This window comes from Roseateles oligotrophus (genome assembly GCF_014204525.1).
GTDB classification, from domain to species: domain Bacteria; phylum Pseudomonadota; class Gammaproteobacteria; order Burkholderiales; family Burkholderiaceae_C; genus Paucibacter_A; species Paucibacter_A oligotrophus_A.
Genome location: NZ_JACHLP010000010.1, coordinates 25,613 through 50,292 on the forward strand (window position 1 = coordinate 25,613; position 24,680 = coordinate 50,292).

Below are 24,680 nucleotides of genomic sequence, written 5' to 3' on the forward strand. Positions count from 1 at the left end.
GCGCCGGGCGCGCCAAATCAAAACAGGCCGCTCAGATCGGGCCGGGTCTCGATGCCGTGTTGAATGATGGCGGCCACCTGTTCGCGTTCCGCACCGGCCAGGGGCAGGCGCGGGCGCCGCACAAACTCATTGCCCACACCGACCATGGCCTCGGCCAGCTTGATGTTCTGCACCAGCTTGGCGTGCACATCCAGATGCAGCAGGGGCGTGAACCATTGGTAGATCTTCAGCGCTTCGTCGTAACGCTTTGCCTGCATCAGTCGGTAGATGGCCACGGTCTCGGCCGGGAAGGCATCACACAAGCCGGCCAGCAGGCCGTCGCAGCCAATCGCCAGGCCTTCAAAGCTGAGGTCGTCCACGCCGATGAAGAGCTGGTAGCGCGTGCCCAGGGTGTTGCGCAGATCGGTGATGCGGCGGATGTTGTCGGTCGATTCTTTGATGGCGACCAGCCAGGGGCAGTCGGCCAGCTCGGCGAAATGTTCGGGCCGTAGATCGACGCGGTAGGACACCGGGTTGTTGTAAACCATGGTGGGCAGGGCGGCGGCGTTGGCGATGGTGCGCACATTGGCCATCGCCTCGCGGGCATCGGCACCGTAGAGCAGGGCCGGCATCAGCATCAGGCCTTGCACGCCCAGCTTGGCCGCGCCCTCGACATAGCGCAGGGCGGCGCGGGTGCTGGACTCCGACACATTGGCCAGCACCGGCACCCGACCCTTGGCGACGCGCAGGGCGATGGCGGCGACCTCCAGTTTTTCCTCCAGCGTCAGCGTGCTGGCCTCGCCCAGCGAGCCGCAGGTGACCAGACCGTCCACGCCGCTCTCGATCTGGAACTCGAAATGCCGCTCCATCGCGGCCACATCCAGATCTTCATTGGCATGGAATTTGGTGGTGACGGCGGGGAAGACGCCCGTCCAGCGGGGCAGGGTGGAAGTCGCGGACATCGGAATTTCCTGTATACAGTTAATATATTAAGACGATAGTCTTGCGCTGAGCGCTTGTCAACACCAGCTATCGCTCCGCGTGCCGAGTGCAGGCCGGGCCGCCGGGCTGGGCCCCGCCTTGGCGACTGGTGCGCATGCCGGGGCGTTTGGCCGCCGCAGGGTGCGTCGGTCGAAGTTTGGCGCGCATACAATCCGCAGTTCTTTCGCCTGCCTTGCCGCTTGTGTGGCCTTGCAGCGTCTTCATTCCAAAGGGATCCGACGTGTTTATTTCCAATGCCTTCGCTCAAGCTGCCGCCGCTCCCGGCGGAGCCGAGTCCAGCCTGCTGAGCATGCTGCCCCTGGTGCTGATGTTTGTGGTGCTCTATTTCGTGATGATTCGTCCCCAGATGAAGCGTCAAAAAGAGCACAAGGCCATGATCGAAGCCATCGTCAAGGGCGACGAGGTGGTGACCTCCGGCGGCCTGCTGGGCAAGATCAGCAAGGTCGGCGAGAGCTATCTGACGCTGGAAGTGGCACCGGGTGTCGAGTTGCAAGTGCAGCGCGGCGCCGTCGTGCAAGTGCTGCCCAAGGGCACCGTCAAGTAAGCAGCCACTGCTTGCTGCCGCGGCTGCTTGATTCGCAAGCGCGGCAGCGCTGATTCCCGTCAATCCAAGACCGACGACCCCGTCTGCCGGCCACGCGCCGCGTCCCGATCTGCCCGAGCCGGCATGCAGCCCGAGTGCTGCCGCCGGCCGTGGCCCGGGGCCTGAGAGGAAGCACCATGAACCGTTACCCGCTGTGGAAATATGCGATGCTGGTGATCGCACTTCTGTTCGGCTTTATCTACACGCTGCCGAACTTCTTCGGCGAGGCCCCGGCCGTGCAGGTTTCCAGCGCCAAGGTCACGCTCAAGGTGGACGAAGCCCTGCGTGCGCGGGTCGAGAAGGCCTTGCTTGAGGCCCAGATCAAGCCCGATTTCGTCGAGCTGGACGGCAGCTCCGTGCGGGTCCGCTTCAGCGAGCTGGATCACCAGATCAAGGCCAAGGACGCGATCAACAAGGCGCTCAACCCCAACGAGGCCGAGCCCAGCTATATCGTCGCCCTGAACCTGCTGTCGCGCTCGCCCAAATGGCTGGCCAATTTGCATGCCTACCCCATGTATCTGGGTCTGGATCTGCGCGGCGGCGTGCACTTCCTGATGCAGGTCGATATGAAGGCCGCGCTGAGCAAGAAGGCCGAGTCCCTGACCGGCGATGTGCGCCTGCTCCTGCGTGAAAAGAATATCCGCCACTCCGGCATCAGCCGCGATGGCAATGCCGTGGTGATCGCCTTCCGCGACGCCGCCACCCTGGCCCAGGCCGAGGCCTTGCTGCGCGAAAAAGCGCCCGAGGCGCAGTGGACGCCCGTGGCCGATGCCACGGCCGGCGCCGAACCCCGCCTGAGCGGCGCGCTCAAGCCCGCCTCCATGATCGCGGTGCAGGACGCGGCGCTGAAGCAGAACATCACCACGCTGCACAACCGGGTCAATGAGCTGGGCACGACCGAGCCGGTGATCCAACAGCAAGGCCTGGACCGCATCATCGTGCAACTGCCCGGCGTGCAGGACACGGCCAAGGCCAAGGACATCATCGGCCGCACCGCCACGCTGGAGGTGCGCATGGTGGATGACAGCGCCGAGGCCCAGGCGGCCCTGGCCGGCAGCGGCCCCGTGCCCTTCGGCACCGAGCGCTTCATGGACCGCGGCTTCGGCCCCATCATCGTCAAACGCCAGGTGGTCTACACCGGCGACAACCTGACCGATGCCCAGCCCGGTTTCGATGAAAACCACCAGCCCTCGGTGGACCTGACGCTGGACGCCAAGGGCGCACGCATCATGAAGGACGTGTCGCGCGACAATATCGGCAAGCGCATGGCCATCATCCTGTTCGAAAAGGGCAAGGGCGAGGTCGTGACCGCACCGGTGATCCGCAGCGAGATCGGTGGCGGCCGCGTCAAGATCAGCGGCGCCATGACCACGCAGGAAGCCAATGACACGGCCCTGCTGCTGCGCGCCGGCTCGCTGGCCGCGCCGATGGAAATCATCGAAGAGCGCACCGTCGGCCCCAGCCTGGGCAAGGAAAACATCGAGCGCGGCATCCACAGCGTGGTCTGGGGCTTTGCCGCCGTGGCCGTGTTCATGTGCGTCTACTACATGCTGTTCGGCCTGTTCTCCTCGCTGGCCCTGGGCTTCAATCTGCTCTTGCTGGTGGCGCTGTTGTCCCTGCTGGGCGCGACGCTGTCGCTGCCGGGTATCGCGGCGATTGCGCTGGTGCTGGGCATGGCGATCGACTCCAATGTGCTGATCAACGAACGCATTCGCGAGGAGTTGCGCGCCGGGGTGTCGCCGCAGGCCGCCATCAACCTCGGTTATGAGCGCGCCTTCGCCACCATTCTGGACTCCAACGTCACCACCTTGATCGCCGGCGTGGCCCTGCTGGCCTTCGGCTCCGGCCCGGTGCGCGGTTTTGCCATCGTGCACTGCCTGGGCATCCTGACCTCGATGTTCTCCTCGGTGGTGTTCTCGCGCGCCCTGGCCAACCTCTGGTACGGACGCCAGAAGAAGCTGAAATCCCTGTCGATTGGGCAGATCTGGAAACCCACGGCCGAGGGCGAGCAGCCCGTGGCCAAGGCCTGACGAATTTAGGACGCCAAGAATCATGGAACTCTTCCGCATCAAACGGGACATCCCGTTCATGAAGCACGCGTTGGTCTTCAACGTGATCTCCTTCCTGACCTTTGCCGCCGCCGTCTTCTTCCTGGTCACCCGGGGCCTGAATTTCTCCATCGAGTTCAAGGGCGGTTCGGTCATCGAGGTCGAGTACTCGCAGGCCGCCGATCTTGAGAGGACTCGCCATGTGGTCGAGAAGATGGGCTTCGGCGAGGTGCAGGTGACCAATTTCGGCAGCTCGCACGATGTGATGCTGCGCCTGCCCCTGCGCGAGGACATCAAGCAGACCGAACAGGTCGGCCAGGTCTTTGCCGAGCTGTGCAAGGCCGAGTCCGGCAGCGTCAGCCAGCGCCAGATGGTCAGCGACAAGGGCGAGGCCATCAGCAAGCAGGTCTGTACCACGGCCGCCAATGCCGAACCCGTCAAGCTGATGCGCAGCGAGGTGGTGGGGCCGGCCGTCGGTGAGGAGTTGGCGCGCGACGCGGCCAAGGCCCTGGGCGCCACGGTGATCGGCATCATGATCTACTTGGCCTTCCGCTTCGAGTGGAAGTTCTCGGTCGCCGGCATCATCGCTAACTTGCACGATGTGGTGATCATCCTGGGCTTCTTCGCCTACTTCCAATGGGAGTTCTCGCTCACCGTGCTGGCGGCCATCCTGGCGGTGCTGGGCTACTCGGTGAATGAGTCGGTGGTGATTTTTGACCGGGTGCGCGAGGGCTTCCGCAAGTTCCGCAAGTTCGACACCCCCCAGGTGATCGACCACGCCATCACCAGCACCATGAGCCGCACCATCATCACCCACGGCAGCACCCAGCTGATGGTGCTGTCCATGCTGATCTTCGGCGGCCCCACCCTGCATTACTTCGCGGTGGCACTGACCATCGGCATCCTGTTCGGCATCTACTCCTCGGTGTTCGTGGCCGCGGCCATCGCGATGTGGCTGGGTGTCAAGCGCGAGGATTTGATCCAGGCCCCCGTGAACAAGGAAGACCCGGACGATCCGAACGCCGGCGCGGTGGTGTAGAGTCAGTCCGACTCCAACGTTCGGCCCGCCCTTGACCCCATGACCGACACTGCCCGCAACAAGGCTCTTGCCTCTCAGGCGCGGCGGATCTATGTCGAAGCTTTGGTGCGCGGCATGGCCGGTGTGGTGCAGACCCTCAACGAAGCCGCGGCCTTGTTGCTGCAGCAGCCCTCCGAACATCTGGTGATGATGGCGCGCCGCGACGGCGTGCAGGCCTGGAACCGGCTGGGCCCGGCCTGGTCGGTCGGCGTGGTCAGCGGCCTGCGCCATGCGGCCGTCTACGGCATTCTGGACCCGTCCCGCGCGACCGCCCATGCCGCCAAACCCGGCGTTGGCGAGGCCACAGGTGGCAGCGCCGGTCTGAGCCTGGTGGACGACGACACCATCGAGCGTGAGATCACCGCCTCCCGTCTGTCCTTGGCCATGATGGACAAGGCCACCTGGGAGTTCACCGATCTGCGCACCCGTATGCAGGTGCTGGAACGCCAGGACGATCTGGCCAGCAACGATTTGCTGCGCGCCAATGTGGTGGCCAAGCTGATTCTGGATGCCTGGTCCGGCAGCGGTCTGGGCGTGTCCGAGTGGCAGATGCTGCGCCTGTCCTTGCACGAGGAGTTCTCCCTGCTGCTGGGCGAGGCCTATCACGAGGTCAACCGCTGGCTGATCTCGCAAAGCGTGTTGCCGGATGTGGATCTGCGCCCCTTCATCCGGCGCGCGCTGAACACGGTCGCTGCGGGCGGGCCAGGCCAGGCCGTGGCCGCCGGCGGCCTGTCCGCGCAAATCCGCGCCTCCTCGGGCCTGGCCGATGTGCAAGCCGGGGCCGCCGCCGCGCCCGCAGGCCCTGCAGCCCCGGTGCAAAGCCCCAGCAGCAGCCAGGCCGAAGAGGTCCTGCAGCTCTTGCAGCGCATCGTGGGGCGCCAGGTGCCGGCTTTCGCGACCACGGCCCCGCAGATGAATGTGCAGCAAGCTGGCGCCGAGGCCGAGTTGCCGACCCAATTCGCCAGGACCGGCTCGTCCGCAGGCCAGGCGGCAACCGAGCAGCGCCGGGCCGAGGCCGCGCCACGCCTGAATGCCGCCATCAAGCACGCCCAGCACGCCATGCAGGAACAAGTGGCGCCGCTGGATCTGAATCTGTCCAGCGATGTGGCCCAGTTGCCGCCGGTGCCGCAGCTGCTGGAAGATCTGCAGCAGCGCAACCACAGCGTCAAGCAGGTGCTGAAGCAGGCCGCCGACACCCCGGCCGAGCGCGCCACCATCGAGCTGGTGGCGATGATGTTCCAGAGCATCTTGATGGAAGACCATATCCCGGCCGCGGTGCGGGTCTGGTTTGCCCGTTTGCAGATGCCGGTCCTGCGGGTCGCGGTCAGCGAACCCGACTTCTTCGCCACCACCGACCATCCGGCCCGCCAGCTGATCGACCGCATGGGCTCTTGCGTGATGGGCTTCAGCAGCAACTCGGGCAATACGAATGCCGCCGGCGATCCGCTGGAGCGCGAGATCAAGCGGGTGGTGCAGGTGGTGGAGGCCTACCCCGACACCGGCCGCCGCGTGTTCCAGACCGTGCTGAGCGAGTTCGAAAAATTTCTGGACAATTATTTCGAGCACGAAAACCAGAACACCCGCCACGGCGTCTCGCTGGCCCAGCAGGTGGAGCAGCGCGAGACCCTGGCGATCCAGTACACCATCGAGCTGCGCAAGATGCTGGCCGAGGTGCCGGTGCAGGACGGCATCCGTGAGTTCCTGTTCCAGGTCTGGGCCGATGTGCTGGCCGTCACGGCCGTGCGCAGCGGCGCACAGTCCGAGGCCATCAAGCAGATGCGACGGGCGGCGGCCGATCTGATCTGGTCGGCCAGCGCCAAGGTTTCGCGCGAGGAGCGGGCCGAGGTCATCCGCCGCCTGCCGCCCCTGCTCAAGACCTTGCGCGAGGGCATGGGCCTGGCCGGTCTGCCGCTGGACAAGCAGGACGATCATGTGCGCAGCCTCAACAACGCCTTGGCGGCGGCCTTTACCGCCAAGACGGCGGTGATCCCGCGCGAGCGCCTGGAAGAGTTGATGGATCAGCTGGAAACACTGGAGGCCATGCTGCCCGAGCCGGATGCCGAGGGGGGCGGTGAGGTGCAGATCAACCAGTCCCTGGTGCGCGATCTATCGGGCCACGAGACCGAGGGTCTGGAGGTGGTGTCCGAAGGCGGTTCGGCGCCCACCCCCGCCATGCTGGCCTGGGCGCGTGAGCTGCAGGTGGGCGGCTGGTATATGTTGGACTACCGCCATCGCAACGAGGCGGTGCAACTGGCCTGGCGCGGGCAGCGCCGTCAGATGGCTTTGTTCGTGACCACCCAGGGTCGTGGCGTGCTGTTCCCACTGAGCCGCATGGCGGCCTTTTTGCAAGCCGGCCTGCTGCTGCCGGCGCAGGATGAGGCGCTGACCGTCAAGGCCACGCGCAATGCGCTGGCCAAGCTGGATGTGGATCCGGACCGCTTATTGAACTGAACGGCTCAGCCCATTCAGTGGATCAGTCGGTCTTCCGGCGCGACGAAGAGTTCGTCCAGGATCAGGGCATCGGGCTCCTGGCCGCGGCTCCAGAACACCATCAGCACGATGATCTTCAGGTCTTCCAGATCCAGGGGTTCGCCGGGCACGACCATGGCGCGGTCGATGACCATCTCGCGCATGGGCGGGGGTAGCACGCCGGCCGATTCCAGGAAGCTGATGAAGCCCACCGAGGGCTCGCCCAGATGGTTCAGCTCGGCCTGGGAGTAGACGCGCAGGCTGTGCGGGCCTTGCGTGCCCTGGTAGGCGTTGGCGCTGGCGGCCAGGCCGTCCAGCCAGCTCAAGGCTTCCTTGATCTCCTCGCTTTCAAAGCCTACCGCCGACAGCTTGCGCGTCAGCTGGGCATGATCCGGACAGGCATCAGGCCGCCAATAGGTTTCGTAGAGATAGACCAGCACGTCGAGCATGGCGGCATGATAACCCAGGCCTGTGGGCAGCCGGCCCGTCGGCAGGGGCGCCGAAAGCCCTTGGGCAGGGCGCAAACAGGGCCTTGCGGCGAGCTGGTCAGGCCCTGGCGCGGCGCTGGAACAGCTGCCCCGCCAGACGCGCGACCTCGCCCAGCAGCTCCAGCTCTAGCAGGTGGGCGCTCAGTTCCGCGGCCGGCCAGGCGCCGCGCGCCATCAGCTGATCCAAGGAGACGGGCTCGAAGCCCATCAAGGCCAGAACCTGGGCCTGGGCGGCTGGGATGCCATCTGTTTGTGGCGTTAGCTCGGCGTCGGAACGCGTCTGACGGGCGGCGGGCAGGGGTGGCAATTCGTCCAGTACATCGGCGGTGGTTTCCACCAATTTGGCACCTTGCCGAAGCAGGGCATGGCAGCCCCGGCTTTGCGGCGAGTGGATGGAGCCGGGGATGGCGAAGACCTCGCGGCCGGCCTCGCTGGCCAGGCGGGCGGTGATCAGCGAGCCCGACTGCAGGGCGGCCTCCACCACCAGGCAACCCAGGCCCAGGCCGGCAATGATGCGGTTGCGGCGAGGGAAGTTGGGTGCCAGGGCGGGCGTGCCCAGTGTGTACTCGCTGATCAAGAGGCCTTGCGCCTTGATCTCGGCGGCCAGGCCCTGGTGGCACTTGGGGTAGATCTGGTCCAGGCCCGTGCCCAGCACGGCGATGGTGCTGCCGCGGCCGGCCAGGCCGCCACGGTGGGCGGCGCCGTCCACCCCCAGGGCCAGGCCGGAGACGATGGTCAGGCCTTGTTCGCTGAGGGCTTGCGCAAAGGCCTGGGCATTGTCCTGGCCCTGGGCGCTGGGCTTGCGGCTGCCCACCACGGCCAGGGCGGGTCCGACCAGCAGCTCGCGCCGGCCTTCCAGATAGAGCAGCAGGGGCGGGTCGGCGGTGGCCAGCAGGGTGGCCGGGTAGTCCGCGTCGCCGAGGATCAGCAGGCTGCGGGCCTCGTCGTCCTGCAGCCAGCGCCAGGTGCGCGCCAGCAGGTCCTGCAGGTGCGCGGGCTCCTGGCTGAGGGCCTGGCGCTGCCTGGCGCTCAGCAGCGTTTGCAAGGCGGTGCCGGGCAACTCGAACACGGCCTGGGGCGAACCCAGGGCTTGCAGCAGGCGGTGGGCGCTCTCCCAGCCTATGCCGGGGGTTTCCAGCAGGCGCAGCCAGGCGGCCAGTTCCGTGTACTCAAGGTTTGAGTGCACCTTAGTTGTCCCTGATGCTTACCGGCCACCCGCTGCGCATGAAATGCCGTTCGGGCCGAGCGCCGGGCCGCTCCCAAGCCGGCCCGCCCGAGGCTGTATGCGGCTCAATGCCGCATACAGCCTCGTCCCCTCGGGGGACCGACCAGGCTCGCCCGCGTTCAGCGTGGCGAGATTGGGCGAGGGGCGCTTCATCTCAGGGTTGGCTGAACCGGTCGCCGGCCCTGACCGGCTCCTGCACCGAGATGATCAGCGCATAGGACACGCGCGAGTAGGTCTGGAAGACAAACAGCACGCCGTGCTTTTCATCGGGCAGCTGGATCTCTTCCTTGCGCTCGCCGGTACGGTCGACGGCCGTGCGGCCCTTCTGCCACAGGGCCAGCACATGGCCACGCTCCAGCCCGTCCTGGCTGCCGCGGTTGAGGGCCACGATCTGGTTCTGGCCGGCGTTGAGGCCATCGCCGTAGATGGAGACGATCTGGCCCGCGATATTCTTGCTGGGCGCGTGCGGCACATAGCGCAGGAAGCTGCGTTGCAGCACCGGCGCCAGCCGGTCGCCGACGCCGATTTCCTGGCGCACCGTCTTGATCTTCAGGGTGCTGGGCACGATCTCGGTCTTGCCCTTGGCATCGGTTCTTTGCTCGCCCGGCCGGGTCAGCTCGGCCGTGCCCAGGTAACGGGCCTCGTAGCCGAGGATTTCTTGGGTCGTTGGGTCGCGCAGCGGCTGGGTATTGCGGAACACGCGGTAATCGCTGGCCTGGCTGAAGTCGCCGCGTGCGTAGGCGATGTCGCCGTTGGACAGATTCACCCGGCCCTCGGGCGCCGCCACGATGCGGGGGGCTTTGGCCAGGGCGTCGGTGTCGAACACCACGGCGTCGTTGAGAAAAGGCTCGATCAGATTGAGCGGGATGGCCGCGATCGCCGCCAGCAGATTGTCGGAGGCGCGGATGCGCGGCGAGAGCTTGGCCGCGGCCCCGGTGCCGCCACTGCCGGCACCGGCCTGGCCAAATTCCTGGGCCAGTTGCAGGCGGGCCATGCCGTCTTGCTTGACCAGCATCAGGATCTGGCCGGGGTAGATCAGATGGGGGTTGGCGATCTGCTCGCGGTTCATGCCCCAGAGCTCGGGCCAGCGCCAAGGGCTTTTGAGAAAGAGCTGGGAGATGTCCCACAAGGTGTCGCCGGTCTTGACGGCATAGGTCTCGGGCGCGTTCGCGGCCAGTTCCGACAGCGGTACGCCGGCCTGGGCCACCCGTTCGGCCGTGGCGCGCTGGGCGTCGCTGACGGGCAGGGGTGCGGCTTGCGCGGTGGTCGTGACTGCCAGATTGAGCAGCAGGGGGATCAGGAGGGCGGGACTCAGCTTGGAGCGGGGCATCAAGGGCTCTCTACCGCAAGACATCGCGGCTTTTATGTGGGGCCGAGTCCTGCTTTGTTGATTCAGCAAGACCCTGGCTTGTTGGGTTTTGGGCAGCGATCCATGGGGCCGATCCGCTGCCGTCGTGCCGCTGCGCGGCAATTCGGCGAAAATCGGGCTCATGCGCGGCGATTCTGCCCCCAAAAAAGGGTGCTCGCAACGAACAAAGCGGGGGCTTTTGCGCTCTTGCAGTCTCTTACAAACTCATTCGCGTTGTGCCGAGTCCACATCGCCCCCTCCATGGCCATTCTGAATATTCTTCGTTATCCCGATCCCCGCCTGCACATCGTGGCCAAACCCGTGGCGCAGGTGGACGAGCGCATCCGCCGCCTGGTGGACGATATGCTGGAGACCATGTACGACGCCGAGGGCGTGGGCCTGGCCGCCACCCAGGTGGATGTGCACGAGCGGGTGCTGGTGATCGACACCTCCAATGAGCGCGACACCCCGCGCGTGCTGATCAACCCCGAGCTGGTCAAGACCAGTGCCGAGTTCACCGAGGGCGAAGAGGGCTGCCTGTCGGTGCCGCAGATCTACGACAAGGTGCCGCGTTATTCGCGCGTTACCGTGCGTGCCCTCAACCGTGAGGGCGAGAGCTATGAGTTCGAGGCCGAGGGCTTGCTGGCCGTCTGCGTCCAGCATGAGATGGACCATCTGATGGGCAAGGTCTTCGTCGAGTATCTGAGCCCGCTCAAGCGCGAGCGCATCAAGACCAAGCTGGCCAAGAAGGCCCGCGAAGACGCGCAACTGGCCCAACGCCGATGAGTTTGCGCGTCATCTTTGCCGGCACGCCGGAGTTCGCCGCCGCCGCCCTGGCCGATTTGCTCAAGGCCGGTTTCAGCGTGCCCCTGGTGCTGACCCAGCCCGACCGCCCGGCCGGCCGCGGTATGAAATTGCAGGCCTCGCCCGTCAAGGCCCTGGCCCTGCAGCAGGGCATCCCGGTGGCCCAGCCGCGCAGCCTGCGTCTGGACGGCAAATACCCCGAGGACGCGGCCGCCGCCCGCCAGGCCTTGCTGGACGCGCGGGCCGATGTGATGGTGGTGGCGGCCTACGGCCTGATCCTGCCACAATGGGTGTTGGACATGCCGCCGCGCGGCTGCCTCAATATCCACGCCTCCCTGCTGCCGCGCTGGCGCGGTGCCGCGCCCATCCACCGTGCCATCGAGGCGGGTGACGCCGAGACCGGCATCACCATCATGCAGATGGATGCGGGCCTGGACACCGGCGATATGCTCTTGATCGAGCGTTTGAAGATTGCCGCCGATGACAGCACGGCCAGCTTGCACGATCGCCTGGCCCGGCTGGGCGGCCGCATGATTGTGGAAGCGCTGGAGCTGGCGGCCTGCGGCGGCCTGACTCGCACGGTGCAGCCCGGCGAGGGTGTCTGCTATGCACACAAGATAGAAAAGGCCGAAGCGCAGATCGATTGGGCGCAAGATGCGGCGCAGATCGAGCGCCGCCTGCGCGCTTTTGATCCTTTTCCCGGCGGCCTGAGCCAGTTGGACGGCGAGGCCATCAAGATCTGGCGGGCCGAGCCGGCCGAGGGCAGCGGCCCCGAGGGTCAGGTCTTGCGGGTGGACGAGGCGGGCCTCGTCGTGGCCTGCGGCCAGGGCGCGCTGCGGCTGACGGAGCTGCAACGCGCCGGTGGCAAGCGTCTGTCGGCGGCGGCGTTTTTGCAGGCCCGGCCGATTGCTGTGGGAGCGGTCTTCAAAAACGCTTGAGATTTGCGCTCGCGCCATCATCTGGCTTGAGTGACTGGCAAAGGAGTATCCATGTTCAATCTGCTGAAAACCGCTGTTTTGATGGCGGCCATCACCGCCTTGTTCATGGCCCTGGGCGCGATGGTGGGTGGCCGCTCCGGCATGATGCTGGCCCTGCTGGTGGCGCTGGGCATGAACTTCTTCAGCTACTGGTTCTCCGACACCATGGTGTTGAAGATGTACCGCGCCCGCGAGGTGGACGCCGGCAGTGCCCCGCAGTTCTACGCCATGGTTGCCGAGCTGGCGCAAAAAGCCCAGCTGCCCATGCCGCGCGTCTACCTGATCGACGAGGACGCCCCCAATGCCTTTGCCACCGGCCGCAACCCCGAGCATGCGGCCGTGGCCGCCACCACGGGCATTCTGCGCACGCTGTCCGAGCGCGAGCTGCGCGGCGTGATGGCCCATGAGTTGGCCCATGTGAAGCATCGCGACATCCTGATCAGCACCGTCAGCGCCACCATGGCCGGTGCGATTTCCATGCTGGCCAATTTCGCCATGTTTTTTGGCGGGCGCGATAGCGAGGGCCGCAGCAGCAATCCGCTGGTGGGCATTCTGGTGGCCGTGCTGGCGCCCATCGCGGCCAGCGTGATCCAGATGTCCATCAGCCGGGCGCGCGAGTTCGAAGCGGACCGCGGCGGGGCCGAGATCTCCGGCGACCCCGCCGCCCTGGCCTCGGCGCTGGAGAAGATCCATCGCATCGCCCAGGGCATCCCCCTGGAGGCGGCCGAGCGCCACCCCGAGACGGCGCAGATGATGATCATGAACCCGCTGTCCGGCCGCGGCCTGGCCGGCTTGTTCAGCACCCACCCGGCCACCGAGGAGCGGGTGGCGCGCTTGATGGCGATGGTGAGGCGCTGAATTCAAGAGCGAGCGAGGGCTGCCGATATTGGTTGCATGAGATCACGCCATCTTTTCTTGCTGTTTGCCGCCGCCTTGCTGGGCCTGGCAGGCTGCGACCAATTGGGCATCGAAGACCCCGCCAAGATCCAGGCCGCCAAGGAGGCCGAGGGCAAGGCCGTCGGCAGCGCCTGCCGCCATGCCATGCGCGCCATCGAGGACTGCTACACCCTCAACCCCAAGGCCCACAAGGCCTCGGTGTTCGCCGGCTGGCGCGAGATGGACGAGTACATGCGCGAGAACAAGCTGGAGGGCGTGGTGCCGGTGGTGCCCAGGCCCGAGCCGCGCAAGCCGGCCAATGCCAATGCCGATGAGGCAGACGGTCATGGCGCCGACAAGCCGGCCGACAAACCCGCCGACAAGGCCGCCAGCAAGGAAGAAGGCAAGCCCGCCGCCAAGCCAAAGCATTGACCCCCAAGCAAGCTTGGCCGAACACCGCGCTGAATCGTCCCCGGTGACCGTTCAGCGCGGCGTTTTTGCATTTGGCGCCGCCTTTCCGGCAAGCGGTCGAATGCGCTTTGCCCGGGTGAGCGGCGCTGGCGAAGATGCCTGCACATCAACAAGCTTGCGCTGCAGGAGGCTCCCATGTTTCAACGCCGTTTCTTCTTGATCGCCGTCATTGCCGGCGCCCTGGCCGCCGCCGCACCGGCGCAAGCCTGGACCTGGAACTGGAACTCGGAGCAGGTGCGCGGTTCCGGCGAGGTGGTCAGCGAGGCGCGCGAGCTGGGCAGCTTTGACGCGCTCAGCATGTCCGGCGGTTTTGTGGTGACGGTGCGGCAAAGCCGCAATCCCAAGGTGGAGGTGCGCACCGACAGGAATCTGCAGCCCCTGCTGGAGACCCGTGTGATCGAGAACAGCAAGGGTCGCACTCTGGAGATCGCCGCCAAGAAAGGCTACAACCTCTCCGGCTCGGTGCGGCCGCACATCATCGTGGAGCTGCCCGAGTTGCGCGCCGTCACCATCGGCGGCTCGGGGGATATCCGGGTCGAGGCGATGAAGAGCCCGCGCATCGACGCCAGCGTGGGTGGCTCCGGCGACATCAAGTTCACCCAGCTGGAGACCGAGCAATTGATGCTCAGCGTGGCCGGCAGCGGCGATATCTCGGCCAGTGGCAGCGCCCAGGTCCTGAAGCTGTCGGTGGCCGGCTCCGGCGATGTGCATGCTCGGGAGATGCAGGCCGATGAGGTCAAGGCCAGCATCGCCGGCAGCGGCAGCGCCCAGGTGAATGCGCGCAAGACCTTGAGCATCTCCATCGCGGGTTCGGGCGATATCGGCTACGTCGGCAATCCCCAGCTCAGCAGCTCGGTGGCGGGCAGCGGCCGCATCAAAAAGCTGGACTGAATCGTCATCTTGCAATGCCTGGCTCGGGCCTGATGCAATCCCCTGGGCCGGAGCAGATTTGGGGCCCATAGGACAATCGCGTCCATGGGCCCTTCTTTTTCCCCTTCTCCTTCCTCCCTGCCGCGGCCGGCTACGCCGATGTGGCGCGACCCCGAATTCAAGCGAGGGGCCCGCGAGATGGCCGCCATCAGCCTGGGCATCTCGGCCTGGGGCCTGGTCACCGGCGTGGCCATGGTCAAGAGCGGCTTGAGCATCTGGCTGGCCTTGCTGATGAGTTTTGTGGTCTTTGCAGGCAGCTCGCAGCTGGCGGCCCTGCCTCTGATCGCCAGCGGCGCGCCGCTGTGGGTGCTGTGGGCCACGGCCTTTTGCGTCAATCTGCGCTTTGTGATCTTCAGCGCCCAGTGGCGCATGTATTTCGGCCATCTGCCGCTGCTGCGCCGCATGTCCATCGGCTACTTTGCCGCCGACCTCAACTACGTCGCCTTTCTGAAGCGCTGGCCCGAGGGCCGGCCCGCGCCCGAGCAGCAGCCTTATTACTGGGGCGGGGTGTCGCTGAACTGGCTGGCCTGGCAAGTGCCTTCGGTCGCCGGCATTTTGCTGGCCGAGCGCGTGCCCACCGAATGGGGCCTGGGCTTTGCCGGCGTGCTGGCCTTGCTGGGCCTGGCTTGTTCCCTGCTGCACGACCGCAAGTCCTGGGTCTCGGGGGCGGTGGCCGGCTGCGCGGCGGTGGCGGCCTACGGCCTGCCCCTGCGGCTCAATATCCTGGTGGCCATCGCGGCCGCCGTGGCCATGGGCTTGCTGATGGAGCACAGCTTTCCTGAGAAGAGGGGGCGGCCATGAGCAGCTGGGAGATTGTTTTGGGCATCGTCGGCATGGGCTTGATCACCTTGCTGACCCGCTGCTTCTTCCTGCTGCCGAAAAACGAGCTGCCCATGCCCGATTGGGCCAAGCAAGGCCTGCGCTATGCACCGCTGGCGGCGCTGGCGGCCGTCATCGTGCCGGAGATCGTGATGAGCCATGGCGAGCTGATCTCCACCTGGAAGGATGCTCGCCTCTACGCCACGGCCGTGGGCACGGCCTGGTTCTTCTGGCGGCGCGACATCCTGGGCACCATACTCAGCGGCACGGCGGTGATGCTGGCGCTGCGCATAGGCCTGGGTTGGTAAGCTGCGCATCCTTCTTGCTAGTCTTGGCCGGTATTTCTTTTTTCAAAACCAACCCGACTCACCACCACCATGAACGTCATCCGTTTCAATGATTTGATCAGCAGCGGCCAGGTGGCCGACAAGCGCGTCTTCATCCGCGCCGACCTCAATGTGCCGCAGGACGAGGCCGGCCAGATCACCGAAGACACCCGCATCCGCGCCTCCATCCCCTGTATCGAAGCCGCTCTGAAGGCCGGCGCGGCCGTGATGGTGACCTCGCATCTGGGCCGCCCCACCGAAGGCGAGTTCAAGCCCGCGGATTCGCTGGCCCCCGTGGCCAAGCGCCTGGGTGAGCTGCTGGGCCGCGAGGTGCCCGTCGTCAAGGACTGGGTGGACGGCGTGACGGTGGCGCCCGGCCAGTTGGTGTTGCTGGAGAACTGCCGCGTCAACAAGGGCGAGAAGAAGAACGACGAAGCCCTGGCCCGCAAGATGGCGGCGCTGTGCGACATCTTCGTCAACGACGCCTTCGGCACCGCCCACCGCGCCGAGGGCACGACTTATGGCATCGCGCAGTTCGCGCCCATCGCCTGCGCCGGCCCCTTGCTGGCGGCCGAGATCGATGCCATCGGCAAGGCCTTGAGCGCGCCCAAGCGCCCGTTGGTCGCCATCGTTGCTGGCTCCAAGGTTTCCACCAAGCTGACCATTCTGAAAGCCCTGTCCGAGAAGGTGGACGGCCTGATCGTCGGCGGCGGCATCGCCAACACCTTTATGCTGGCGGCCGGCCTGAAGATCGGCAAGTCCCTGGCCGAGCCCGATCTGGTGGGCGAGGCCCAGGCCGTCATCGAGGCCATGAAGGCGCGCGGTGCCGCCGTGCCCATCCCCGTCGACGTGGTGGTGGCGCAGAAGTTCGCCGCCGATGCCCCGGCCACGGTCAAGGCCGCCAGCGAGGTGGGCGATGATGACCTCATTCTGGACATCGGCCCGCAGACCGCCGCCTTGCTGGCCGAGCAGTTGAAGGCCGCCGGCACCATCGTCTGGAACGGCCCGGTGGGCGTGTTCGAGTTCGACGCCTTTGCCCAGGGCACCGAGACGATTGCCCGCGCCATCGCGGCCTCCAGTGCCTTCTCCATTGCCGGTGGCGGCGACACGCTGGCGGCCATTGCCAAATACGGCATCGAGGGTGATGTGGGCTATATCTCCACCGGTGGCGGTGCCTTCCTGGAAATCCTCGAAGGCAAGACCTTGCCGGCCTTCGAGATCCTGGCCAAGCGCGCTGCCGCAGCGGCCTGAGCCCCAGCCTTGCCGATGAGGCGCCGGAGTCGCTGGACTCCGGCGCTTTTTTCTTGCCGCATCGGCATACCTTCTTGCGTTCTTTGCATGGCTGTACGGGGTGTCCGCAGTCGTGGGCGAGGGTGGGCGGGGTAAATTCGACCCCCCGAGTTTGGGCCTGCCGCCTGGCAGGGCCCGACCCACCCGACGGAGACCCCGATGAGCGAGATCACCAAGAAGAACCAGTCCCTCACCCCGGCCGAAGCGGCCTTGCGCGAGGCCGCGCTGGACTACCACCGCTCACCCACGCGCGGCAAGATCGCCGTCACCCCCACCAAGGCCCTGGTCAACCAGCGCGACCTCTCGCTGGCCTACTCGCCCGGCGTGGCCTATGCCTGCCTGGCCATCGAGGAAGACCCTGGTCTGGCGGCCGACTTCACCTCGCGCGCCAATCTGGTGGCCGTCATCAGCAATGGCACGGCCGTGCTGGGCCTGGGTGATATCGGCCCGCTGGCCTCCAAGCCGGTGATGGAGGGCAAGGGCTGCTTGTTCAAGAAATTCGCCGGCGTCGATGTGTTCGACATCGAGCTGGCCGAGCGCGACCCCGACAAGCTGGTGGACATCATCGCCGCCATGGAGCCCACGCTGGGCGGCGTCAATCTGGAGGACATCAAGGCGCCCGAATGCTTCTATATCGAGAAGAAGCTGAAGGAGCGCATGAATATCCCCGTCTTTCACGACGACCAGCATGGCACGGCCATCATCTCAAGTGCCGCCCTGCTGAATGGCCTGGAGCTGGTGGGCAAGGACATCGCCGCGGTCAAGCTGGCCGTGTCGGGCGCCGGTGCGGCGGCCACCGCCTGCCTGGACCTGATGGTGGGCCTGGGCGTGCGGCGCGAGAACATCTTTGTGGTGGACTCCAAGGGCGTGATCCAGGACCAGCGCGAGGACGCCCGCGCCGGCAAGCTGGACGAGAGCAAGCAGCGCTACTGCCAGCTTACGTCGGCGCGCACCTTGGCCGATGTGGTGGCCGGTGCCGATGTCTTCCTGGGTTGCTCGGCGGCCGGTGTGCTGACGCAGGACATGGTCAAGACCATGGCGGCCAAGCCCATCATCCTGGCCTTGGCCAACCCCGAGCCCGAGATCCGCCCCGAGCTGGCCAAGGCCGTGCGCCCGGACTGCATCATCGCTACCGGCCGCTCGGACTACCCCAACCAGGTCAACAACGTCCTCTGCTTCCCCTATATCTTCCGCGGCGCGCTGGACTGCGGCGCAGCCAAGATCACCGAGGAAATGAAGCTGGCCTGCGTGCGCGAGATCGCCGCCCTGGCCAAGGCCGAGACCAGCGACGAGGTGGCGGCCGCCTATGCCGGCGAGGTGCTGGCCTTCGGCCCCGACTATCTGATCCCCAAGCCTTTTGATGCCCGTTTGATTTTGCGCATCGCCCCGGCCGTGGCCCAGGCGGCCGAGGCCTCGGGCGTGGCGGCGCGGCCGATCAAGGACCTGGAGGCCTACCGCCAGTCGCTGGAGCGCTTTGTCTACCAGACCGGCATGTTTATGCGGCCGGTGTTCGCGGCTGCTAAAGCCCATCCTGCACGGGTCATTTATGCCGAGGGCGAGGATGAGCGCGTCTTGCGTGCCGTGCAGGTGGCGCTGGACGAAGGCATCGTCAAGCCCACGCTGATCGGCCGGCCCGAGGTGATACAGGCCCGCATCGAACGGGCGGGCTTGCGCCTCAAGGTGGGCGGGGATGTGGCGGTGATCGACCCCGACAACGATGCCCGCTTCCGCCAGTACTGGGAGGCCTACCACCAGGTGATGGGCCGCCGCGGCGTGACGCCGGACATGGCCAAGGCGGCGGTGCGCCGCTCGGCCACCACCATAGGCGCGCTGGCCATCAAGCTGGGCGACGCGGACGCGATGATTTGCGGCATGGTGGGGCGCTTCGACAACCATCTGGAGCATGTCGGCGATCTGATCGGCCTCAAGCCCGGTGCCAAGACCCTGGCCACCATGAATGCGCTGATGCTGGAGCAGCACACCCTGTTCCTGACCGACACCTTTGTCAACGACAGCCCCGACGCCGAGCAACTGGCCGAGATCGCCGCCATGGCCGCCGAGGAGGTGCAGCGCTTCGGCCTGCCGCCCAAAGTCGCCTTTGTGTCGCACGGCATGTTCGGCTCCAGCAAGCGTCCCTCGGCCGTCAAGATGCGCCAGGCTTACGAGTTATTCGCGCAGGCCAATCCCGATATCGAGGCCGATGGCGAGATGCATGGCGATGCCGCCCTGTCGGAGTCGGTGCGCAATAGCTTTCTGCCCGACAGCCGCCTCAAGGGTGCGGCCAATCTGCTGGTGCTGCCCACGCTGGATGCCGCCAACATCCTCTTCAATGTGCTGAAGATCAGCAGCGGCCATGGCGTCACCGTGGGCCCCATCCTGCTGGGGGCGGCGGCGCCGGTGCACATCCTGACGCCCTCAGCCACGGTGCGCCGCATCGTCAATATGACGGCGCTGGCGGTGGCGGATGTGCTGGCGGCCAAGGAGGTGGGGGCGCAGGGTCAGTAAGCAGGGTCTTGGGGGCGCTCATCCGGCGCGGTCAGCGTCCCTCTTGCCTGCGCCGGCCAGCAGGGACTTGCGTCGTGCCAGTTGCTCGCGCGCGCTGGCCAGCAGGGCATGGATCTTCCTCTCGAACACCGAGCGCTCTGGAAATACCGTCCAGTACTCGGCCACCATGATCTTGTCCTTGTCCAGCTGCAGCAGTTCGATCTGCTCGCGGCTTTTCTCGGCGCAGAGAATCAGGCCTATGGGTGCGTTTTCGCCCTCCTGCCGTTCGTGACGGTCGAGCCAGCCGAGGTAAAGCTCCATCTGGCCCTTGTAGCCGGCCTCAAATTTGCCGAGTTTCAGCTCCTCCGCCACCAGGCGCTTGAGTTTGCGATGGAAGAAGAGCAGATCGAGATGGAAGTCTTCGCCATCGATGATCATGCGCTTCTGCCGTGAGACGAAGGTGAAACCGCCACCCAGTTCCAGGATGAAGCGTTCCAGCTCCCGCAGTATGGCGGCCTCCATATCCGCTTCCAGATATCCGTCATGCAGGCCCAGCACATCCAGCAGATAGGGGTCTTTGAAGGTGTCCAGCGGAATGGCGGAGGCCTCGGCCAGTTGGGCGTTGGCGATCTCCTTGCGTTCATAGGTTTTGCGGCTGATGAGCTGGCGCAGCTCACGCTTACCCAACTGCCGGGTAGCCACCTCGCCAAGATAGAACAAACGGGCCTGCTGCGTCTGCAAGGGCAGCACCTCGACCACATGCGCCCAGCTCAATTGTGTCGCCAGCGGCGACACAATTTCGAAATCCGGGAACAGCTCGGCGAACTGCATCATCCGCCGCAGGTTGCGGGCCTCGAAGCTGCGCCCATAGCTGGTGACCAACTGTGTCGCCAGCGACGCCACAATCTTCTGCCCGTATTCCGCGCGCTGCTGATTCAGGACTTCAAGCCTGATCTGCAGCCCGATGCGCCAGAACAGAAACACGGTCGTGCGATTGGCCTGCTGCGCCAGCGTGCGGCGGCCCTCCTCAATCAGGCGGCAGATCGTCGCGAAGAGATCATCCTTCGACGCAAGCAAGGCCGTCGCCTGGGTCTTTTCGGTTTTCGCCATTGCCTTCCTTCCACTGGGCTGCGGCCTATTCGGCCACGCCGGTCTGCCAGCTTGGTCTCGGCCGCTTTGGTAACTCGCTGTAATCGACTTTCCGTCGATTTGCGCTCCATAATCGCCCGCCTGTAACTTTATTCCAGCGAGAGCCCGCCATGTCCCGTGCCACCAAGATTGTTGCCACCCTCGGTCCTGCGTCCTCGTCGCCCGAGGTGCTGGCGCAGATGATCGCCGCCGGCGTCGACGTGGTGCGGCTGAACTTCTCGCATGGCAAGGCGCAAGACCATATCGACCGCGCCAAGCTGGTGCGCGATGTGGCGGCGGCGGCCGGCAAGTCGGTGGCCATCATGGCCGATCTGCAAGGCCCCAAGATCCGCGTCGGCAAGTTCGAAAACGGCAAGATCGAGCTGGTCAACGGCCGCCCCTTCATCCTCGATGCCGACCGCACGGAGCTGGGTAACGAAGACGTCGTGGGCCTGGATTACAAGGAGTTGCCGCGCGATGTGAAGCCCGGCGACACCTTGCTGCTCAACGACGGCCTGCTGGTGTTGACCGTGGAGGCCGTGCGCGGCGCCGCCGTCCACACCATCGTCAAGATGGGCGGCGAGCTGTCGAACAACAAGGGCATCAACAAGCAGGGCGGCGGCCTGACCGCCCCGGCCCTGACGGGCAAGGATATGGAGGACATCAAGACCGCCATGAGCTTCCAGTGCGAGTACCTGGCCGTCAGCTTCCCCAAGAACGCCACCGATATGGAGATGGCCCGCCAGCTCGCCAATGTGGCCGGCGAGCCCTATCGCCACAAGCCCGGCATGATCGCCAAGATCGAGCGCTACGAGGCCATCCCGCACCTGGAAGCGATTCTCAAGGCCAGCGACGGCATCATGGTGGCGCGCGGTGACCTGGCCGTGGAAGTGGGCAATGCCGCCGTGCCGGCCTTGCAAAAACGCATGATCAAGCTGGCCCGTGAAATGGACAAGGTGGCCATCACCGCCACCCAGATGATGGAGTCCATGATCGTCAACCCGGTGCCCACCCGCGCCGAGGTGTCCGATGTGGCTAACGCGGTACTTGATGGCACCGACGCCGTGATGCTGAGCGCCGAGACTGCCGCCGGCAAGTTCCCGGTCGAGACCATAGCGCAGATGGCCGCCATCGCCCTGGAGGCCGAGCGCGCCGAGTTCGTCACCCTGGACACCGACTTTGCCGGCCGCCAGTTCGCACGGATCGATCAGTCCATCGCCATGGGCGCGCTGTTCACCGCCCATCACCTGGGTTGCAAGGCCATTCTGGCGCTGACCGAATCGGGCTCCACCGCGCTGTGGATGAGCCGCCACCGCATCCAGGTGCCCATCTTCGCCCTGACCACCACGGCGGTCAGCCAGCGCAAGATGGCGCTGTACCGCAATGTGCGCCCCTTGCTGATGCCGAAATACGAGGATCGCGACACGGCCCTGGCCGCCGCGGAGCAGATCCTGGTCGACAAGGGCGTGCTGATGCCGGGCGACACCTATGCCATCACCTGCGGCGAGCCCATGGGTTATCCGGGCGGCACCAATATGCTCAAGGTCTGCCGGGTCAACTAAAGGCCTACATCATTGCAGCGCCATGCCCAGCCCAACAGCCGCCAATCCCGCCAGGCGTCGCTTGTTGAGCCTGCTGGGTTTGGTTTTGGCCGATCCAAGCCTGGCAGGCTCCAACCCGTTCACGGTCCTGCCCATAGCCATCAATGAGCAGGCCAATCAGCGCTTTCTGCAGGCGCTGCTGGCCTTGCTGGCGGCGCAGTTGCAGGTGCGCTGGGATCTGCACAGCCTGCCCTGGGCGCGGGTGCTGCGAGGGGCGGACGAGGGGCGGTTCCTGGCTCTGGGTTTGTCTCGCGACGCCGAGCGCGAGCGTCGGCTGGCCTTTAGTGCCCCCGTGTTCGCCAATCATTTGTGGCTGGTGGTCCGTCAGGGCGAAGAGCCGCTTCCGCGGCGGCTTGCCGATCTGCGCGGGCAAAGTCTGTGCGTGCCGAATCAGGTGCATTACGGCCCGGCCCTGGTGCAGGAGTTGGCGCGCTTGGAGATCCAGCTGCAGCCCGGGGTGGGGGAACTGGAGGCGCGGGTGGCCATGTTGCAGCGTGGCCGCTGCGCGGGCTTGCTAACCTCGTATCGCGGCGCCAGCGCAGCATCCATGCGTCAGCGCCTGAATCGCCTGGTGCCCGAGGCGAACCTGCTGGTGCTGGACGAGCCGGTCGATATCTCCCCCGTTCATATTGTGGCGGCCCGCAATTCCGAATGGGCGCCCTGGCTAGGTCGCATCGACCGGGCATTGGCAGGGCTGGAGGTGCCTCTGCGGGCATTGGTGGACAGCGAGCTGTGAAAGGTTCAGCCAGGCTCCACATGTGCGCAGCATGGCCGGCCATCGCCATGGGCTATCCGGGTGGCAGCAATATGCTGAAAGTCTGCCGCGTGGGCGGTTGATCGACTTTTTGTGCCTTGACGCGGGCCTTGCAGGGCGAGAATAGGGCCATTCTTCTGTAAAAGCCTCACGCTTTGGGGCTTGCGACCATGAACCCTGTGCCCGCATTGGCCGGACTCGCCCCCCTGCTTGGGCGGCGCCAACTGCTTGGCGCGGCCCTCGGCTTGGGGCTGGGGGCTGCCGAACTGAAGGCCCAGCCAGCCGAGCGCCTGCAAGTCCCGATTGGCTTGGGCGGCAAGGGCCGCCTGCCTTTTGTCGTCAAACTGCTGGAGCTGATCGGCCAGGCCGCCCATATCGAGTGGCAGCCCCAGTATCTGCCTTTTGCCCGCCAGGTCTTGATGGCCGAGCGTGGTCAGTCCCTGGCCTTCGGCCTCTCGCGCAGCGAGCAAAGAGAGGCGGTGCTGGAGTTCTCCGACGCCTTGTTTGCCAACCATGCCTGGATCGTGGTGCGGCGTGACAAGGTTTTCAATTACCGCAGCGTCGAAGACTTGCGGGGTCGGGTCGTCTGCCTGCCGCGCGGCATGCTGATGGGGGCCGAGTTGGAGGCCGCACGCGGGAGCGTGCTTCAGGTCAAGCAGACCGATGGAGATATGGCGGCGCGCGTGCGCATGCTCGTGGCCGGCCGTTGCGATATTTTGCTGGCCTCCTACCGCAGTGCCCGGCCCGAGTCATTGGCGCGCATGCTGGGCCTGCCGCCCGGCGGCGCGGCCGAGCTGAGCTATTTGCCCAGGCCGGCGGAGGTCAGCCCGGTCTATCTGGCCGCGGCGCGCGGCAGTGAGTTGGCCGCGCGGGTGCTGCCGCGCATCAACGCAGCCTTGCGCCAGCAGGCCAAGGCCATCGAGGCCTTGGTCAATAGCGATATCTAAGCCCCTGCCGTTGCGCTCGCTCTTGCGCTCTTGATCAGGGCCGCGATGCGCGGCGTCATCTGGGTGGGGCAGAGCTCCACGCCGGGATTGGCACGGGCGAAGACGCGGAACAACTCGTCGATAAAGCCGTGGCCCACGTCCTCGACCCCGCTGAAATTGATCTCGGCATGGCGGAAGGTGGCCAAGCGGGCGGCCACCCGGCGCGCCTGGGCGCGGCTGTCCAGGGGCTGGCCGGGGCCGGCCAGCAGTTGCAGGGCAATCACCGTCCGATCGAATTCGATGCCACTGCCGTCCAGGCTCCAGGCGCTCAGCACCTGGTCCAGGCTGCGCTGGGTGTCCAGGGCGATGGCCATATAGATGGAGCTGCCCTGGCGCGGCATGGGTCGGCCCGGCCGCCAGCCGCAGGACTCCCAGGCGCGGCGCTGGAAGGCCGTGCCATTGGCGTGGATGTCGAACACATCGGCCAGTTGCGAGCTGAAGAAGAGGCCGCGGCCGGTGTGCGCCTCGGGCTGGCTGCTCAGCCGGCCCTTGCTGAGCTCCAGCATGGCGTGTTGTGCGTCCTCGGTCCCGAAGGCCTGGCAGATCTTGTCGAACACGCCGCAACCGTCGTCCGAGACCAGCAATTGCACATGGCTGGGCGTTTGGCGCAGCGAGACGGTGACGCTGCTGCCGCCGCTGTGATCGGCCGCGTTATTGACCAGCTCGGTGAAGCCATGGCGAATCATCCGGCCCACATGGGCGGGCAGGGCGAAGTGGGGGGCGAAGTCGCGCTGCCAGGGCAGGTCTTCCTGCAGGCCGTACAAGGTGTAGCAGCGCGCCACCTGGCGCAAGGTGCCGGGGGCGTAGATGGGGTGGCGATCGCTGCCGCTGCGACTCAGCCATTGGGCCTCGACCAGACGGCGCAGGGCGGCCAGCGCGGCGCGCCGGCTGGCGCCGGTGCGCTCCTCGATATGGCTGGCCAGATCCAGCGAATGCTCGTGGGCCGCGGCGGTGATCCAAAGCGTCAGGTGATCGATCGAAAGGCGGGTGGACATCCAAGGCTCCGTGGCTGCG

At 66.1% G+C, this 24,680-nt stretch carries 22 protein-coding genes; 16 read left to right on the forward strand and 6 right to left on the reverse strand.

Annotated elements, in window-relative coordinates; translation table 11 throughout:
• Positions 1-17: 17 nt before the first annotated feature.
• The gene (locus HNP55_RS20310) at positions 18-941 is read right to left on the reverse strand and encodes a dihydrodipicolinate synthase family protein (protein WP_184303639.1); all 924 of its coding nucleotides are present in this window, start codon (positions 939-941) and stop codon (positions 18-20) included.
• A gap of 260 nt (positions 942-1,201) precedes the next feature.
• Between HNP55_RS20310 and yajC the strand changes: the two genes are divergently transcribed.
• The 4 genes from yajC (at position 1,202) to HNP55_RS20330 (ending at position 7,141) form a co-directional block, all read left to right on the forward strand.
• Positions 1,202-1,525, forward strand: a complete 324-nt coding sequence (gene yajC / locus HNP55_RS20315) for a preprotein translocase subunit YajC (RefSeq protein WP_184303641.1) — start codon at positions 1,202-1,204, stop codon at positions 1,523-1,525.
• 176 nt (positions 1,526-1,701) lie between these two features.
• Positions 1,702-3,594 (forward strand): protein translocase subunit SecD, encoded by a 1,893-nt coding sequence (secD, locus tag HNP55_RS20320; protein WP_184303643.1) that lies wholly within the window; start codon positions 1,702-1,704, stop codon positions 3,592-3,594.
• Between the two features lie 22 nt (positions 3,595-3,616).
• A complete protein-coding gene (gene secF, locus HNP55_RS20325) occupies positions 3,617-4,651 on the forward strand; it encodes a protein translocase subunit SecF (protein WP_184303645.1) in 1,035 nt (344 codons plus the stop codon).
• Positions 4,652-4,690: 39 nt separating this feature from the next.
• Positions 4,691-7,141, forward strand: a complete 2,451-nt coding sequence (locus tag HNP55_RS20330) for a DUF1631 family protein (protein ID WP_184303647.1) — start codon at positions 4,691-4,693, stop codon at positions 7,139-7,141.
• Between the two features lie 14 nt (positions 7,142-7,155).
• Here HNP55_RS20330 and HNP55_RS20335 read toward each other — a convergent pair whose 3' ends face one another.
• The 3 genes from HNP55_RS20335 to HNP55_RS20345 form a co-directional block, all read right to left on the reverse strand.
• Complete coding sequence (locus HNP55_RS20335; protein ID WP_184303649.1) at positions 7,156-7,608, reverse strand: DUF494 family protein; 453 nt, start codon at positions 7,606-7,608, stop codon at positions 7,156-7,158.
• A 97-nt stretch (positions 7,609-7,705) separates the two neighbouring features.
• Complete coding sequence (gene dprA, locus HNP55_RS20340) at positions 7,706-8,833, reverse strand: DNA-processing protein DprA (RefSeq protein WP_184303651.1); 1,128 nt, start codon at positions 8,831-8,833, stop codon at positions 7,706-7,708.
• A gap of 193 nt (positions 8,834-9,026) precedes the next feature.
• Positions 9,027-10,202, reverse strand: coding sequence for a LysM peptidoglycan-binding domain-containing protein (locus HNP55_RS20345; protein WP_184303653.1), 1,176 nt, complete (start codon positions 10,200-10,202; stop codon positions 9,027-9,029).
• Between the two features lie 279 nt (positions 10,203-10,481).
• Here HNP55_RS20345 and def point away from each other — a divergent pair, with 279 nt between their 5' ends.
• From def to HNP55_RS20390, 9 genes are all read left to right on the forward strand, one after another.
• Entirely contained in the window at positions 10,482-11,006 is a 525-nt protein-coding gene (gene def / locus HNP55_RS20350) for a peptide deformylase (RefSeq protein WP_184303655.1), read from the forward strand.
• A gap of 2 nt (positions 11,007-11,008) precedes the next feature.
• On the forward strand, positions 11,009-11,962 hold the full coding sequence (fmt, locus tag HNP55_RS20355) for a methionyl-tRNA formyltransferase (RefSeq protein ID WP_184303884.1): 954 nt from the start codon (positions 11,009-11,011) through the stop codon (positions 11,960-11,962).
• 51 nt (positions 11,963-12,013) lie between these two features.
• Positions 12,014-12,859 (forward strand): zinc metalloprotease HtpX, encoded by an 846-nt coding sequence (gene htpX / locus HNP55_RS20360; RefSeq protein ID WP_184303656.1) that lies wholly within the window; start codon positions 12,014-12,016, stop codon positions 12,857-12,859.
• 36 nt (positions 12,860-12,895) lie between these two features.
• Positions 12,896-13,309: a hypothetical protein gene (locus HNP55_RS20365; protein WP_221439711.1), complete on the forward strand. Its 414-nt coding sequence runs from the start codon at positions 12,896-12,898 to the stop codon at positions 13,307-13,309.
• A 174-nt stretch (positions 13,310-13,483) separates the two neighbouring features.
• Positions 13,484-14,239: a head GIN domain-containing protein gene (locus HNP55_RS20370; RefSeq protein WP_184303658.1), complete on the forward strand. Its 756-nt coding sequence runs from the start codon at positions 13,484-13,486 to the stop codon at positions 14,237-14,239.
• 138 nt (positions 14,240-14,377) lie between these two features.
• Positions 14,378-15,079, forward strand: a complete 702-nt coding sequence (locus HNP55_RS20375; protein ID WP_184303660.1) for an AzlC family ABC transporter permease — start codon at positions 14,378-14,380, stop codon at positions 15,077-15,079.
• Positions 15,076-15,405, forward strand: coding sequence for an AzlD domain-containing protein (locus tag HNP55_RS20380; protein ID WP_184303662.1), 330 nt, complete (start codon positions 15,076-15,078; stop codon positions 15,403-15,405). The genes HNP55_RS20375 and HNP55_RS20380 overlap by 4 nt, the downstream gene beginning before the upstream one ends.
• A 69-nt stretch (positions 15,406-15,474) precedes the next feature.
• On the forward strand, positions 15,475-16,674 hold the full coding sequence (locus HNP55_RS20385; RefSeq protein WP_184303664.1) for a phosphoglycerate kinase: 1,200 nt from the start codon (positions 15,475-15,477) through the stop codon (positions 16,672-16,674).
• A 198-nt stretch (positions 16,675-16,872) separates the two neighbouring features.
• Positions 16,873-19,218 (forward strand): NADP-dependent malic enzyme, encoded by a 2,346-nt coding sequence (locus tag HNP55_RS20390; protein ID WP_184303666.1) that lies wholly within the window; start codon positions 16,873-16,875, stop codon positions 19,216-19,218.
• 18 nt (positions 19,219-19,236) lie between these two features.
• Here the strand turns inward: HNP55_RS20390 and HNP55_RS20395 are convergent, their stop codons facing one another.
• Positions 19,237-20,307 carry a YhcG family protein gene (locus HNP55_RS20395; protein ID WP_184303668.1) on the reverse strand — a complete coding sequence of 357 codons (1,071 nt, stop codon included), beginning with the start codon at positions 20,305-20,307 and terminating at the stop codon, positions 19,237-19,239.
• Between the two features lie 149 nt (positions 20,308-20,456).
• On the opposite strand from HNP55_RS20395, the gene pyk reads away from it, so the two are divergent.
• From pyk to HNP55_RS20410, 3 genes are all read left to right on the forward strand, one after another.
• Complete coding sequence (pyk, locus tag HNP55_RS20400) at positions 20,457-21,887, forward strand: pyruvate kinase (protein WP_184303669.1); 1,431 nt, start codon at positions 20,457-20,459, stop codon at positions 21,885-21,887.
• Positions 21,888-21,909: 22 nt separating this feature from the next.
• Positions 21,910-22,662 (forward strand): substrate-binding periplasmic protein, encoded by a 753-nt coding sequence (locus tag HNP55_RS20405; RefSeq protein ID WP_184303671.1) that lies wholly within the window; start codon positions 21,910-21,912, stop codon positions 22,660-22,662.
• 188 nt (positions 22,663-22,850) lie between these two features.
• Entirely contained in the window at positions 22,851-23,627 is a 777-nt protein-coding gene (locus HNP55_RS20410; RefSeq protein ID WP_184303673.1) for a substrate-binding periplasmic protein, read from the forward strand.
• Here HNP55_RS20410 and HNP55_RS20415 read toward each other — a convergent pair.
• Positions 23,624-24,661, reverse strand: coding sequence for an ATP-binding protein (locus tag HNP55_RS20415; RefSeq protein ID WP_184303675.1), 1,038 nt, complete (start codon positions 24,659-24,661; stop codon positions 23,624-23,626). The genes HNP55_RS20410 and HNP55_RS20415 overlap by 4 nt on opposite strands.
• Between the last annotated feature and the right edge of the window lie 19 nt (positions 24,662-24,680).